The 14,184-nt window shown below is 61.3% G+C and carries 11 protein-coding genes and 1 riboswitch; of the genes, 7 read left to right on the top strand and 4 right to left on the bottom strand.

Annotation, left to right across the window (positions count from 1 at the left end):
• Nucleotides 1–4 precede the first annotated feature (4 nt).
• Together CO656_RS11805 and CO656_RS11800 are read left to right on the top strand one after the other, a co-directional pair.
• Nucleotides 5–910, top strand: a complete 906-nt coding sequence (locus tag CO656_RS11805) for a UTP--glucose-1-phosphate uridylyltransferase (RefSeq protein ID WP_097525884.1) — start codon at nt 5–7, stop codon at nt 908–910.
• A gap of 136 nt (nt 911–1,046) precedes the next feature.
• On the top strand, nt 1,047–3,410 hold the full coding sequence (locus CO656_RS11800) for a polysaccharide biosynthesis tyrosine autokinase (RefSeq protein WP_097525883.1): 2,364 nt from the start codon (nt 1,047–1,049) through the stop codon (nt 3,408–3,410).
• A 105-nt stretch (nt 3,411–3,515) separates the two neighbouring features.
• Here CO656_RS11800 and thiD read toward each other — a convergent pair whose 3' ends face one another.
• Nucleotides 3,516–4,316 carry a bifunctional hydroxymethylpyrimidine kinase/phosphomethylpyrimidine kinase gene (gene thiD / locus CO656_RS11795; protein ID WP_097525980.1) on the bottom strand — a complete coding sequence of 267 codons (801 nt, stop codon included), beginning with the start codon at nt 4,314–4,316 and terminating at the stop codon, nt 3,516–3,518.
• 75 nt (nt 4,317–4,391) lie between these two features.
• A riboswitch (TPP riboswitch) is annotated at nt 4,392–4,494 on the bottom strand.
• Nucleotides 4,495–4,711: 217 nt separating this feature from the next.
• Here thiD and CO656_RS11790 point away from each other — a divergent pair.
• Nucleotides 4,712–5,371, top strand: a complete 660-nt coding sequence (locus CO656_RS11790) for a peroxiredoxin (RefSeq protein WP_037419364.1) — start codon at nt 4,712–4,714, stop codon at nt 5,369–5,371.
• Nucleotides 5,372–5,449: 78 nt separating this feature from the next.
• On the opposite strand, the gene CO656_RS11785 is transcribed toward CO656_RS11790, so the two are convergent.
• Nucleotides 5,450–6,457, bottom strand: coding sequence for a serine hydrolase (locus CO656_RS11785; RefSeq protein ID WP_097525882.1), 1,008 nt, complete (start codon nt 6,455–6,457; stop codon nt 5,450–5,452).
• Nucleotides 6,458–7,311: 854 nt separating this feature from the next.
• On the opposite strand from CO656_RS11785, the gene CO656_RS11775 reads away from it, so the two are divergent.
• Nucleotides 7,312–8,289 carry an AraC family transcriptional regulator gene (locus CO656_RS11775; protein WP_234819755.1) on the top strand — a complete coding sequence of 326 codons (978 nt, stop codon included), beginning with the start codon at nt 7,312–7,314 and terminating at the stop codon, nt 8,287–8,289.
• A 254-nt stretch (nt 8,290–8,543) separates the two neighbouring features.
• Here the strand turns inward: CO656_RS11775 and CO656_RS11770 are convergent, their stop codons facing one another.
• Both CO656_RS11770 and CO656_RS11765 read right to left on the bottom strand, forming a co-directional pair.
• The gene (locus tag CO656_RS11770; protein ID WP_037419359.1) at nt 8,544–9,320 is read right to left on the bottom strand and encodes a response regulator transcription factor; all 777 of its coding nucleotides are present in this window, start codon (nt 9,318–9,320) and stop codon (nt 8,544–8,546) included.
• Between the two features lie 637 nt (nt 9,321–9,957).
• Nucleotides 9,958–10,737, bottom strand: coding sequence for a response regulator transcription factor (locus tag CO656_RS11765; RefSeq protein ID WP_097525879.1), 780 nt, complete (start codon nt 10,735–10,737; stop codon nt 9,958–9,960).
• Between the two features lie 935 nt (nt 10,738–11,672).
• Here CO656_RS11765 and CO656_RS11760 point away from each other — a divergent pair.
• From CO656_RS11760 to CO656_RS11750, 3 genes are all read left to right on the top strand, one after another.
• Nucleotides 11,673–12,389 (top strand): response regulator transcription factor, encoded by a 717-nt coding sequence (locus CO656_RS11760; RefSeq protein WP_234819759.1) that lies wholly within the window; start codon nt 11,673–11,675, stop codon nt 12,387–12,389.
• A gap of 415 nt (nt 12,390–12,804) precedes the next feature.
• Nucleotides 12,805–13,773: an AraC family transcriptional regulator gene (locus tag CO656_RS11755; RefSeq protein WP_097525877.1), complete on the top strand. Its 969-nt coding sequence runs from the start codon at nt 12,805–12,807 to the stop codon at nt 13,771–13,773.
• A 175-nt stretch (nt 13,774–13,948) separates the two neighbouring features.
• Nucleotides 13,949–14,164 carry a hypothetical protein gene (locus CO656_RS11750; protein ID WP_097525876.1) on the top strand — a complete coding sequence of 72 codons (216 nt, stop codon included), beginning with the start codon at nt 13,949–13,951 and terminating at the stop codon, nt 14,162–14,164.
• Nucleotides 14,165–14,184 lie beyond the last annotated feature (20 nt).

Genomic DNA, 14,184 nt, shown 5'->3' with positions numbered 1-14,184 from the left:
CAAAATGGACCGCATCAGGACCGTCAGGAAAGCAGTGATCCCCGTTGCCGGGAACGGAACGAGGTTCCTTCCCGCGACAAAGGCCGTGCCGAAGGAAATGTTGACGATCGTCGACCGCCCGGTCGTCCAGTACGCCGTCGACGAGGCGCGCCAGGCCGGCATCGAGCACATCGTCTTCGTCACCAGCCGCAACAAGCAGGTGATCGAGGATCATTTCGACGACACGCCGGAACTCATCTCGTCGCTGACGCGCTCCGGCAAGAATGCGCAGATCTCCGAGCTCGAAGCTATGCTGCCGAAGGCCGGCTCCGTCAGCTTCACGCGCCAGCAGGCGCCGCTCGGCCTCGGCCACGCCGTCTGGTGCGCACGCGACCTGATCGGTGACGAGCCGTTCGCACTGCTGTTGCCGGACATGGTCTCCTTCGGCGCACGCGGCTGCATGGCAGGCCTCATGGATCTCTACCGCGAGGTCGGCGGCAATGTCGTCGCCGTCGAGCAATGCGCCCCCGAAGAGGCCTCGAAATACGGCATCGTCGGCAAGGGCGATACGGTGCGCCACGGTTTCTCGGTCACCGAGATGATCGAAAAGCCGCCGGCGGGGCGGGCGCCGTCCAACTACTATCTGAACGGCCGCTATATCCTGCAGCCGGAGATCTTCTCCATTCTCGCGCACCAGTCACGCGGGGCCGGCAACGAGATCCAGCTGACCGACGGCATGCTGAAGCTTTCAGCAGACCAGTCCTTCCATGCCCATCCCTATGAGGGCCGGACCTTCGACTGCGGTTCGAAGCAGGGCTTCATCGAAGCCAATGTCGCCTTCGCGCTTGCCCGCGCCGACATCGGCGACGTCGTGTTCGAATCCGTCCGCGAGATCGTCCTGTCTCACGAAAGCCGCATCCGCGCGGCATAAGCCCAAGCTCCCGGCGGCCGCGCGAGGCCGCCGGGAGCAGAGCGTCGCGTGTCCTGCAGGACGCGGAGAAATCGCTGCAGCGCTTTGAAATACTGCATGTTTTTTAAGGAAGCAGGCAGGAGGACCGGAGAAAAAGATGAACAGAACGGCCCCCATGAAACAGAGAAGTGTACCCTTGAGCATCGTGCCCCGCGAGGAACAATCGGACGGCTTTATCGATCTCGACCGTCTGCTGGCCGTCGTCGTCCGCCGGGCAAGGCTCGTTGCAGCGTTCGTGGTGCTCTTCATCCTGCTCGGGGCCGCCTATCTGCTGTTCGCGACCCCCTATTACACCTCGCTGACGCAGATCCTCCTCGACGACAACCTGTCGAAATATGCCGAGGAAGAACCGGTGCCGACCAACAGCCAGATGCTCGACACGCAGATCGCCAGCGCGGTCGAGATCCTGAAGTCCGGGGAGCTGGCGCTGCGGGTGGTCGACAAGCTCAACCTTTCGGAGAACGATACCATCGTCAATCCGCCCCGTTCGCCGGCCGCCGTCGTCAAGGACTGGCTGAAGACGGCGACCGGCCTGTTCTCGGGCGGGCCGGGCGTTTCGGAGGAAGCGGCGCGCAATGGCCGCCGGCTGAAAGCCTCGGCAATCTTGCAGCAGTCGCTCTATGTCGAACGCGTCGGCCGCAGTTCGGTGATTGCGCTTTCCTTCCGATCGAGCGATCAGCAGCTTGCCGCCGGTGTCGTCAGGACCTATGCTGAAGCCTATCTGACCGACCAGCTGAACGCCAATTTCGAAGCGACGGAACGGGCTTCGGTCTGGCTGCAGGAGCGGCTTGACGATCTGCGGCAGCGCTCGCAGGCGGCCGCCCTCGAGGTCGAGCAGTTCCGCAGCGAGAACGGCCTGACCGCGGCGCGCGGCGAACTGATGTCCGAACAGCAGCTCGCCGATCTCAACAGTCAGCTGATCGTCGCGCAGGCGGATACGGCCAGTGCCTCGGCGCGCTACGAACAGTTCAAGTCGATCATCGACCAGGGGCCGGAGGCCGCCGTCAACAATGCCACCATCTCCCCCAAGGAGGGTGACAATTCGGTGATCCGGGACCTGCGCACCCGCTATCTCGGCATCGGCAAGCGGGAGCAGGAGGTGGCGCAGAATTTCGGCGAGGACCATCCGCAGGCGGTTTCGCTTCGGGCCGAGAAGGAGGACATCGGCCGGCAGATCTATCAGGAACTGCAGCAGCTGACGGCAAGCTACAAGAACGAGTTCGAAGTCGCCCGCTCGCGCGAGGCCTCGCTGCGCAAGAGCATCGAGGGGATCGCCGGCAAGAATTCCGACGCCAGCAAGTCGCTGGTGCAGTTGCGCGTCCTCGAGCAGAAGGCCGCGGCGCTGAAGACGCTCTACGAATCCTATCTCGGCCGCTACGAACAGGCAACGCAGCAACAGTCCTTCCCGATCGCCAAGGCGCGCGTCATTTCCGAAGCCGGCGTCCCGACGGCGCCGTCGAGCCCGAAGAAGACCATGACCTTGGCGCTTTCGGCCGTGCTCGGCCTGATGTTCGGCGGCGCCTATGCCGCATTCCTCGAATTCCGCGAAAGAACCTTCCGGCTTGAAGGCGAGGTGCGCTCCATGCTCGGCCACCGATCGCTCGGCTACGTTCCGCTGATCGGCTCGCGGACGAAGAAAACAACGCAGCTCGTGCGTGCCCGTTTCGGATCGGACCGACAACCGCACGACCCTTCGGAGGGCGCCACGCCATTCCAACGCCTTTCGCGGATCGTGCTCGATGCGCCGCGCTCCGCCTTCGCGGAGACATTCCGGAATGCCAAGCTCGCCTGCGACCATATGCTGCCCGGAAACGAGAGCCGCGTCATCGCGATCGTCTCGGCCCTTCCGGACGAGGGCAAGTCGATCGTCGCGGCCAATTTCGCGGCGCTGCTGGCCTCGAGCGGCAAGCGGACACTGTTGATCGACGCCGACATCCGCAAGCCCGGTCTCACCCAGATGATCACGCCGGCTCCGCGCACGGGGCTGGTCGAGACGCTGACGGGAGAAGCGACCTGGCCCGCCGGCATCAAGGTGGATCAGCGCACAAAGCTCGCGATCCTGCCGGCCGGCGGCGGAGCGTCGGATCGCAGGCATCAGAGCAACGAACTGCTCGCCTCCCAGGCGATGGCGGGGCTCATCGAGAATGCCCGCAATTCCTTCGACTACGTCGTGGTCGATCTCGCCGCGCTTGCTCCCGTGGTCGACGCGAAGGCCTTCACGCCGCTCGCAGACGGCGTCCTCTTCGTGGTAGAATGGGGCCGCACGCCCTCGAGGCTCGTTCGGGACCTCTTGAATTCCGAGCCGCAGATCGATGCAAAGGTCCTGGGCGTGATCCTCAACAAGACCGACATGGACGAACTCGAGAAATACAGCGACTTCGGCGGTGCGGAGAAATATCGGCACCGCTACGGCAAGTACTATATCGAGGAAGGCGTCACGAGCCGGCACACGGCCGCCTGACCGCGAACTCCTGCGCGGTGCTATAGGCGGCCCTGAATGGGTTCGCCTATAGCTGCTGCAATTGCCGGTGGGCGTGGCGGCAATCCCGCCTAATATGAATCCGCCTCAGCGCCCCCACCATTCGTGGAAATGGTGGACCGGTCCCCGGCCCCCTCCGACCTTCAGCCGGTCGGCGGCGGAAATCGCCGCGTGCAGATAGGCCTTCGCGGCGCCCACCGCCTCGGCGAGCGGCTGTCCGTTGGCAAGACCGGCGGCGATGGCGGCCGAAAGCGTGCAGCCGGTCCCGTGATCGTTGCGTGTTTCGATGCGCCGCGCCGGGAAGCGGACGAGCCGATCGCCGTCGAAGAAGAGGTCGGTCGCGTCGCTGCCTCTCCGATGCCCTCCCTTGATCAACACCGAGCGGGCGCCCGACGTCATGAGGGCCTCGGCTTGGCGGGTCATCTCGGCGTCGTCCTCTGCAACCGGGCGGCCGGTGAGAAGTGCCGCCTCCGGCAGATTGGGTGTGACGACGATTGCCAAGGGTAGAAGCTCATGCGTGAGCGCGGCCATCGAATCCGGCTGCAACAACGGATCGCCGGAGGTTGCGACCATGACCGGGTCGACAACAGCGCGCCTCTCGAAGCGGCGCAAGCCTTCGGCGATGGCGATGATCGTTTCCCGGCGCGAGACCATACCGATCTTGATCGACTTCACGTCGAGATCGGAAAAAAGCGCGTCTATCTGCGCTGCGACAATCTCCGGCGAGACGTCCTCGACGGCGGTGACGCCCTTCGTATTCTGCGCGGTAATCGCCGTCACGACGCTGGCGCCGTAGACGCCGAGGGCCGAAAAAGTCTTGATATCCGCCTGGATACCGGCCCCGCCGCCCGAATCCGATCCGGCAATGGTGAGCGCGATCGGCGGCACGGGCGCATGAGGCTGCATTGGTCGATCTCCTGGTGAAAAATCACGGAGACCCAGGTGAAGGCGAAGACGTGGCGGAGGGTAGCCTCTTTCCGTTCCTACGCCGGCATGACCCGGATCAGGTTCAAGGGTCCGGCTCACCGCCGTCTCAGCGCCGCTCGGCGCTCCCCTCGGAATGCCGACATTCTATGCGGCAAGCATGCGGCAGTGTCAACGCTGCCACCTGCGAGCGACTGCTTGCGGACCCGCCATCTGCCGATGGAAGATTTTTCTCTGAAGCGGCAGAAACACGCTGCAGACGTTTCTCTTGCGCGTCGCGACGGCGCGTTTCGTCCTCGAAAACTCCGTTGATTGCGCTATTCTTGGGCCCATTCCCGTCGACCCGAAAGGAGCAAGCCATGAGCCTCCGCATCAACGACACCGCCCCCGATTTCACCGCCGAGACGACACAAGGCACCGTCAATTTCCATGAATGGATCGGCGATGGCTGGGCGGTGCTCTTCTCGCATCCGAAGAATTTCACGCCCGTCTGCACCACCGAACTCGGCGCCATGGCCGGGATCGAAGGCGAGTTTCGCAAGCGCGGCGTCAAGATCATCGGCATTTCGGTCGATCCCGTCGACAGCCACGCCAAGTGGAAGAACGACATCAAGGTCGCGACCGGCTTCGACGTCGAATATCCGCTGATCGGCGACCGGGATCTGAAGGTGGCCAAGCTCTACGACATGCTGCCCGCCGGCGTCGGCGACACGTCCGAGGGCCGCACGCCCGCCGACAACGCCACCGTGCGCTCGGTCTATGTCATCGGACCCGACAAGAAGATCAAGCTGATCCTCACCTATCCGATGACCACCGGCCGCAACTTCAACGAGATCCTGCGCGCCATCGATTCCATCCAGCTCACCGCCAAGCATCAGGTCGCAACGCCGGCAAACTGGAAGCAGGGCGAAGATGTCATCATCACGGCCGCAGTATCGAACGAGGACGCCATCCAGCGCTTCGGCTCCTTCGACACCGTTCTTCCCTATCTCAGGAAGACGAAGCAGCCGACGGCATGAGGCCCTGGGCAGCGCGTAACGACCAACAGCCGCGAAGGGCTCGTTTAGCCTTTCGCGGCTTCGATAGTCCTCCCCAACTCAATCCGCTTTCACTGCGCTGACGATTTCCGCCAGGACGCGATGCAACGCGTCGCGGTAGCCGTTGCGCGCCGACGGGCCGCTCTCCTCGGAGGTCATGACCACGGTGAGCTTCAGCGCCGGGACGATGTAGAGCATCTGGCCGCCATAGCCCCAGGCGAAATGGACCGTCTCGCCGCCGATCCGGCGGGTGAACCAGCCATAGCCATAGGCGTCGCCGGAGAAATAGGAGTTCGTGTGGGGCTGCCACGAAAGATCGATCCAGTCCGCCGGAACGATCTGCCGTCCGTCGGACGCCCGGCCGCCCTTGCGGTATAGTTCTCCGAAGGCAAGCAACGATCTTGCGCTCATCGCCATCTGATTACCGCCGAGATAAATGCCCTGGGGATCGCGTTCCCAGGCACCGATCCTGAAACCCTGAAGCGGACCGAGCCAATCGCGCGCGAGCGCGAGCGTCGACTTGCCGCCGGCCTTGGTGAGGATCGCCGAAAGCAGGTGCGTCGAGGCTGTCGAATAGAGCATCCGGCCGCCAGGCTCGTCGGCGAAAGGCTGCGAGAGCGCGAAGCGAACCCAATTGCGGCTCGATACCCAACGGCCGTAATTCGGCCCCGACAGCCGGCCAAGTCCGGCCTGCATGGAAAGCAGGTTGCCGATGGTGATATCATTGATCCGCGGATCCGCCGGCGAGGGCAGATCCTCCTTCAGCAGCGGTGCGATCTTCTGTTCAGGACCGTCCAGGAGGCCCTTGTCGATCGCGATCCCGACCAGGGCCGATATGATCGACTTCGACGCGGACTTGATATTGGTCGATTCGCCCGGAGAGTGGCCGCGATAGCCCTGCTCGGCGATTGTCTCACCGTCACGCGCGACTATGACGGTCTTCAGCGGCTTCAGCTCTTCCCGATCGGCAAGCCCCTTCACCAGATCGGGAACGGCAGGAGACTCCGCGGCTGCGCTGGAGGCAAGCGGCAGCAAGAGCAATAGAACGACGGCCAGAGATCTGATCATCGCCTCGACCTAGGGCGAACGGGCGCCGAAGTCATTACCTTCACCTAAAACTCACGACGAAGTGAATCCGTGCTCCGTCTCCCGCACCGGTCGTGGCAGTATTAAGGACGATCCATGACAAACCGGCGGATGAGCTACGGCACGTGGAAATTTCGATGCGGCCTAAGCCTCGTCGAACTTCTCGTGGCCTGACCCAGGATCCAGTATCCCGACGCCTTGATCCAGCGCGGCGGATAACCCCGCTCTTCGAGCATCTCTTAACATCCTGGGAAGAGAGAACTCCCCCGTCCGATCTAGAACTTCCGATCTCAAGGGCGGCTGAAGATTACCGCGAATTAACTGTTCCCTGCGGAAGCGAGGACGGTAGGATTCCAGTCTTAGGAGCAGCATCGAACTTCAGAAGACTCTGCCACTTCGCGCGGCACTCCGCACAACATTTGAGCAGCAGTAGGAGGCGGCGGCGTCACTCGAAGGGAAGGAATCGGAAATTTCAATCTTCCTACTTGTAAGCCGCCGTCTTGTTGCATAAGCGCGCGCTAACAAAACCGGGAGGAGACGTCAGCGACTTTGCGTGGCTCGCACGCGTTGGCCCGTCTATTCGATCAAGTCGCTCGCGGGACTGCGGCGGGTGTCAGAGCAATGGACCCATAAGGTGCTAAAGCCCGTCGCGTTCAAACGTATTCACGCGGCGCGCTTTAGGTCTTTGTTTTTGTGCATGTCGTCATCCCAAAACCGCTGCACAGTTTTGGGCGACATGCATTAGAAACGCGGCCGGGCGCAACGGGAGGATGCGCCGGGTCGAGATGTCTTGATTTCTCATCGGGAAACTGACGATGCAAGGGCAAAGGCAGGGAATGAAACTCTCATATCTGGGCAGCGACGCCGAAGAGCTGTCCGAAGTTCTGACGCGCTGCATCGGGCCTGTCCGGGTGCAAAGGCCGCTGAAAACGGACCTCTCCTACAGCTATGAGTTCGCCGCCGCCGGACGGGTCGCCTTCAGCCGCGTGATTTCGCGGGGCACTCTTAGCATCGGACAGAAGGACGAGGTGCCTAAGCTGCTGATATTGCTTCCCCTGCACGGCTCCGCCTGCGTGAAGATAGGACGGAGCGAGAATCTGATTTCCAAGCCGGGCGAAGCTGCGATCCTCGACGGCAACAGACTGTCGGAACTGCAGATCGAGGGAAGCCGCAGCCACCTTTCCTTCGTCATAGACCAGGAAGATATTTTCCAGCGCCTCCGTGGCTCCCTGGAACGGCCGGTCTACGGCTCGCTCGACTTCACCCCCCAACTCGACCTCGCAGCCGGGGCCGGCCAGATCATCTTCAGGCTGTCGCAGATCATGGCCACCTGCCTCGGCGCGGACGGCGGGATGCGTGATATGCCCGAAACGCTTTCCCATCTCTCAGGAAGCATCGTCAACCTGCTTGTCGATACGGTGCCGCATCGGTTCTCCACCGCCTTGAATCAGGGCGAGTGGCTGCCGTCACCGAGGCACGTCAAGCGTGCAGTTGATTTCATGCACGCCAATCTCGACAGGCCGTTGTCGATGACCGAGATCGCGGAGGCGGCCGGCATCGGCGTTCGGTCCCTGCAGGAGGGCTTCAAGCGCTTCAAGGGCACGACGCCGATCAGCTACCTCGCCCAGCTTCGCCTGCAAGCGGTCCATCGGGATCTCTTGAAAGCCGGCCAAAGGGTTTCAGTGGCGGAAATCGCCCGCAAATGGGGCTTCAGGCATATGGGTCGCTTCGCGACCGAATATCGCAAATGCTACGGGTGCCCGCCTTCGGAATCGCTAAGGGGTCGGCCCCTTCACTTGGATTCGGGCGATTGAAAAATGCGCGGCGGCGCCGCACGGGCCACGACCGACTGCTGATGAGACAGAAAAACGCAGCCGCCAGACGCCGCCCAATACGCCACCGTCACGTACTGTGTTTAGGCGAGCGGCGCTTCCAGTTACTGCATTTTTCTACCGTCGAATCCGCGACGGCTCAGGGAAACATGCGGCAACGTCACCGCTCCACGGGCATAACGCAACAGGCATGGACCGGCTCGTGCGAGCCGATCCCCCTGTACAGGTCGGGACGATCAATGATAGCCCGCCTCGCCGGTAAAGAGATCATTCAGCTTGTATGCCACCTCGGTCCGGTTCGTCGCCTTCAGCTTCTTCATGATGTTGCGGATATGGACCTTCACGGTACTTTCGCGAAGGTTGAGCTCATAGGCGATAATCTTGTTCGCCTTGCCCTTGCGAAGCGCCTGGACGACCTCCGCTTGCCGAAGCGTGAACATGCCGGCCAGCGGCGGCGCCTCCGGCCTTTGGTTTTCGATCAAATGCCGGACCGCGAGGACGCTGCTCGCCGGCAGGAAGATTCCGCCCGCTATCGCCAATCCGATCGCTTCGATGCAGACCTCCACGCCAACGGAGGTAGGGATATATCCCCGTGCGCCGCATTCGAGCACCCGCAGGATCTGGGAGAGGTCGTCGATATCGGAGAGGACGACGATCGGCACCGGCCGGAACTCGGAGGCGAGTTTGGCGATTTCGGCGGCGACGTCGGCAACCTTGCGCGCGCCGATATTGAGGAGAACGGCCCCGATCGGCGGGCATTTGCTCTGCTTCGCCCTCCATTCATCGATGGAACCGAAGGCACCGACTTCCATGCCGAGCCCATGGGTGGTTAAGGTCCTCGCCAAGCATTCACGATCCAAAGCGCGGCTGTCGAGCAGAAGCAGGCAGCGTTTGTCGACCCCCTCCGCCTGCTGCATTTCCCCATCTCTCGCAAGCTGGGCGAGGCTGTTTGCACCGAGAGTCTCCTGCGCAAACGCCGGCATTTTCTCAAATCTCGAAATCAAGGTAGCCATTGCAAAATCCCCTTAAAAAAGATCTCTATAGATACAAGCGCCACAACCCCGAAGGTCCTGACCCGTAAAAGTTTCTGGAAATACTCAAAATACCACTTTCGAACTAATACTATCGGCGTCGCTCTTCAGGAGAAAAACTTAAACTCGACACTGCATCATCAAAAATAAACACGTAATACACAATAGTCTAGTAGAGCATCACCGAAAAAGGAAGAGAGCCCGCTAGAAGGCCGCGCCGTCGCCCACATATGGGCGATAATGATCTGCGGCTCTGTTGCCCGTCTCCTTCCGCCCGGTGGCGGCTGACGGGGTCGGGTACTTTCCGAGCGGATGACAAGCTTTCTCCTTTCCCGAATGAGCAGCGCCACAAGCCCAGGCTCCGCCCCCTACAGCGCCGTCTTATCAGACGCTGCATGTCTTTAGGGAGACATGCAGTAAGGCGAAGCATCGGATTAGGTGACGCCTGATCGCATTTGACAATTTCAGAAAAAGAGGGGATGGCTACCGCCTTCGACGGCTCACCGGTCTCCCCCATCCGCCTTTCGCAGTATTCACGGCGCAATTGGAAGCGGCAAGCGGCCGATGATGCGACCGCAGCGGACCGGCTTTCCGGCAGGCCCAGCCCTGCCGGAGGCGCTCAGGTCGTGGAGCGGAACTCCTTCAGCGCCGATGACTTCCGGTCCTGAAAGCTGCGATAACGAGCCGCCGCCTCGGTCCGGTTGTGAGCGCCCAGCTTGGTGATGATATTGTGCAGGTGGATTTTCACAGTATGTTCCGACAGGCGGATTTCAGCCGCGATGAGCTTGTTCTGCAGCCCGCGGGAAACCATCTCGAGAATCTGCAGTTCGCGGGCGGTCAGGTCGGCAACTCCCTCGACCTCGCTGCGCGCGTTCGTGGCGATCCCATTGTCGGACGGCAAGTGGTGAGCGCCTTTGCTGGCCTGGAAGATCAGTTCCGGCGGAAAATAGGCGCCGCCGCAGAGCATCAGCCGGATCACCGACAGCCATACGTCAAGTCTGACGTTCATGGGCAGCATGCCCCGGACGAGGGGCGACCTCAGAAGGTCGGCGAAGGACGTATTCTGGCCCTGTCTATGCGGTTCAATGACCGCCGTGAGGGCTTGAGGGTGCAGGTGCAAGAGTCGGGTAGCGGCTCCCTCGAGTGCCCTCATCAGGCCGATGTCGACAAGAATCAAGGCGACTGGATACAGGAAGGACCGGCATGCGGCATCGACGTCGTCGACCTGGTCGACGAGCACCCATGGAAATTCGCGTTCCATCGCCTCGATTAGCCGCTCCGAAACGCTTCCGACGCTCGATACGATCAGAATGACGCGGCGGGGCTCTGCCCGCCGTTTACCCTCCGCAAAGCCTGAGGCTCCAACTCTACCCTGATCAGCCACGTTCCGTAACGCCATACCCCTCACCCGCTCCATCGATCGGCAACTGCTGGTCGATCGAACCTGCGCAATTCACGTCGCTTACGCGAACTCTAGCTGAGGGCGCACCCAGTAGCGACGAAGCAAAAAGTGTGACCTATCCATTGAAAGTTTACTGGTCGGCGAAGCTTTGCCCTGCCCTGCTTCATCCAAATGAACGAGAGCAGTACCGCGACAGCATCCATCTAGTGAAGCCTTGAGAGCCCTCTGCGCGCGCTAGGGCAGCCGCATGACGAGGGCGCCAGCAAGCGTCGAAGCTAAGTGAGATCGCAGACGTTGATCCCCATTGTTCCGTTCCGTCTTGCACCGATATATTTGCTGAGGAATTGGCAACACTCGCGAAGTCCTGGGATGTCGTCCAAGAGCAGTGATGTATCGCTCGACGGACCCCAAGGATTGACCTCAAATCGATCTCGCAACGGAATAAGTCCGGAAGTGCCTTTCTCTAGCAGCTGCGGTTGCTCATGCACCGATCGCCACGGCATTTGGAACGCGAACTAGGTCAATTAAAAGAAGGGTTTGAGGATAGAGAAAGCTGCGCCAAAAGGCGTATGTTCTTTCCTCGCCATATGCTTCAAGTGTACACATTTTTCTGCACTGTTCAGACGCGAACAAATGACAGAGACTACGATAACGATATTGCCGATATATTTTTGATATTATCTCGCACTTTTTCAGAATCCTCAGATTCTTATAGTAATTAGTATTGTTTCGAGGCAAATGTGGTTAACGAAGTAAGCGCGTTTCGCAATAGCCCAGAAAACAGCTCCCTCGACCCCAACGAAAGTTTGACGAGCGGCGGAGGGGAACCGGCCGTAAGCTCTTCCGGCCCGATCGACCGCGGGGAGGCCCAGGCCAACGCTGCTCCCGACGACGCCGGTGAAACACCGCACGAGACGGAAACGGAAGCGCGCCTGCCGCAAGAGCGGCACCTTGTGGTCATCGACGGGCGGGTGCTCTGGCGCGACAGCCTTGCACGAAACATCGCCGCCGACCATCCCGGCAAGCCCATCCTCACATTCGAGTCCTCCGCCGAATGGAGACGGCAACGCGAGGAAACTGCGCCGCCGTCGGCCATCCTCTTGAACATCGCCGACAAGAAGATTGATGATCCGGCTATCGAACAGGACATCACGGCACTCGCATCAGAGGTCGCCCCGGTGCCGGTGATCGTCCTGTCCGACAGGGACGACCTGACCCAGATCGTAAAAGCGCTGAGATGTGGCGCAAAAGGCTATATTCCTTCCTCGGTAAGCGTCGATGTCTGCATCGAGGCTATCTCGCTTTCCCTGGCTGGCGGCATCTTCGTTCCCGCAAGCAGCGTGTTCGCGATGCGCCACCTGTTCGAAACGGAGGGCGCCGCCGAGCGACCGTTGGCCGGTCTGTTCACCGACCGCCAGGCGGAGGTGGTGGAGGCCCTGCGGCGTGGGAAGGCAAACAAGGTCATCGCCTACGAGCTCAACCTGCGGGAAAGCACGGTCAAGGTCCACGTCCGCAACATCATGAAGAAGATCAAGGCGGCCAACAGGACCGAGGTCGCCTACAAGATCAACGACCTGTTTCCGGATCACCCCTCACAGGAACCACGTGTGACGAGCGCGGACGATCGCGGCTCCGAGAAGCGCGAATGAGGCGACATCGCTTCTGCCGTCCTGCGATAAGGCCAAGGGTAGAGTGTTGTTGCAGTCAGGCAGAAATCACCCGACCTTCGGCGCCGAATCGACGCGGCAAGCACGTGGCGCAGAGCAAGTTCGATCGCAGGTAGATCGCCTTGCCGACCTCATGAAACGCAATATCCATAGCGCGCAACTTCTGTCCGTATGACGCCGAGATGTCTTGGCCGCGCGATATTTTTGTGGAGCTTTAGTCCGTCCGGAAGGACGAATAGCGCCGTGCGATTCTTCATTCGCGAGAATGGGATGGCGGGATAGCTTCGCACACCCCGGGAAGCGGAAAACAGGTGGCGCCGGCAGCTGCAGCCGGCGGCCTCTATTTTCGCTTTGCCTGTGGCCAGACCCGCCTCCGCTTGGGGAAGGTAACAGCGAAGTGGACAGGATCTCTATTGCAGCCACGTCATTTCGCGGCGTCGATCCGGATGAACTTGCAGCCGTCCTGTCCACGCCTGCTTCTCCAATCAAAGTCAACAGGCTGAGTGGTGAAGCACTTTCGTTTGACTGCGAGTTCTATTCCACCGGGGTTATATCCTTCGGCAGCTGCGCCTATGAAGGCGAAATGGAATGCAGGCGGCAGGCGCCGAGCGACAAGCTGCTGATCTTCCTGCCGACACGAGGAGCTGCCCTGTTCGAGCCCGGCGGCAGGGAAATCTGGTCGCGGCCGGGACACGGAACGATCGTCGATGGAGCGCGCAGTGAAGGCGTTCGGCTATATGGCCCGCGCCGGCACCTCACCTTGTTCATCGACCAGCGCAAGATTGCCAATCACCTGATCAGCATTCTGGAGCGGACCATCAGCGGCAATATCGAGTTCTACCCGCATATGGATCTCAGCGCCGGGCCGGGGCTGGCTTTGGCACAACTTGTCGAAACCACCTGCGAGGGGCTGCGGGGCGATGCCCCTTTGCGGCAATCGCCGCTGGCTCTCGCGTCGCTCGGCGATGCGGTGACCCATCTCATACTGGAAGCCGTTCCGCATCGCTACTCGGACCAGCTTGCCAGTACGGCGCCGCTGCCGGCGCCGAGGCATGTGAAATGGGCGATCGATTTCATGCATGCCCATATCGCGGAGCCGATTACCCTGGCGGATATCGCCGCGGCGGCGAAGGTCAGCGTCCGCACGCTGCAGCAGGGATTCCGGCAGTTCCGCATGACCACCCCCATGGCCTATCTGCACGAAATGCGGCTGACCGCCGCCCACCAGGATCTCATCAACACCCATGAGACCCATAGCGTCGCCGATATCGCCTTGAAATGGGGCTTCACCCATCTTGGCCGCTTCGCAGCCGACTACAAGAAGCGCTTCGGCGTCCTGCCTTCGCAAACGATGCGAGGCCGCTGAGGGCAGGCGGCAAAGGCAGGGCCGGCTCTGACGCAACGCCGCTACCAGCCGGTCGAGCCGCAGGAGAGCCGCCCGACAACAGCCTGTTACCATGGGAACGCCGAATTACGGCAGAGCTGTCGATAAAAGGAGCGGCGCAACTGGACGCGCCAGCATCCGAACGAAGAACCTGCCGATGACGCCTAAACGTTTTGCCGAATGTCTCGCCAGTTTGCGATGGACGACGATCGACCTGACATCCGCACTCCAATGCCAGCTCGCCTGGATCGAGGCGATGGAAAGCGGACAGGCCGAAATCCCGGAAGACCTGGCCTGCTGGCTGGAAAGCCTTGCGAAATTCCATGAGGCGGCGGGCATTCCAATCCGCTATCGCGACCTTGCGCAGTTTTGACGGGAGGTCTGCGGCTTCCG

Origin of the sequence: Sinorhizobium sp. FG01 (assembly GCF_002531875.1) — a bacterium.
GTDB lineage: Bacteria > Pseudomonadota > Alphaproteobacteria > Rhizobiales > Rhizobiaceae > Sinorhizobium > Sinorhizobium fredii_C.
Note: the sequence above shows the minus strand (reverse complement) of the source record. Positions and strands in the feature narration are given on the sequence as shown.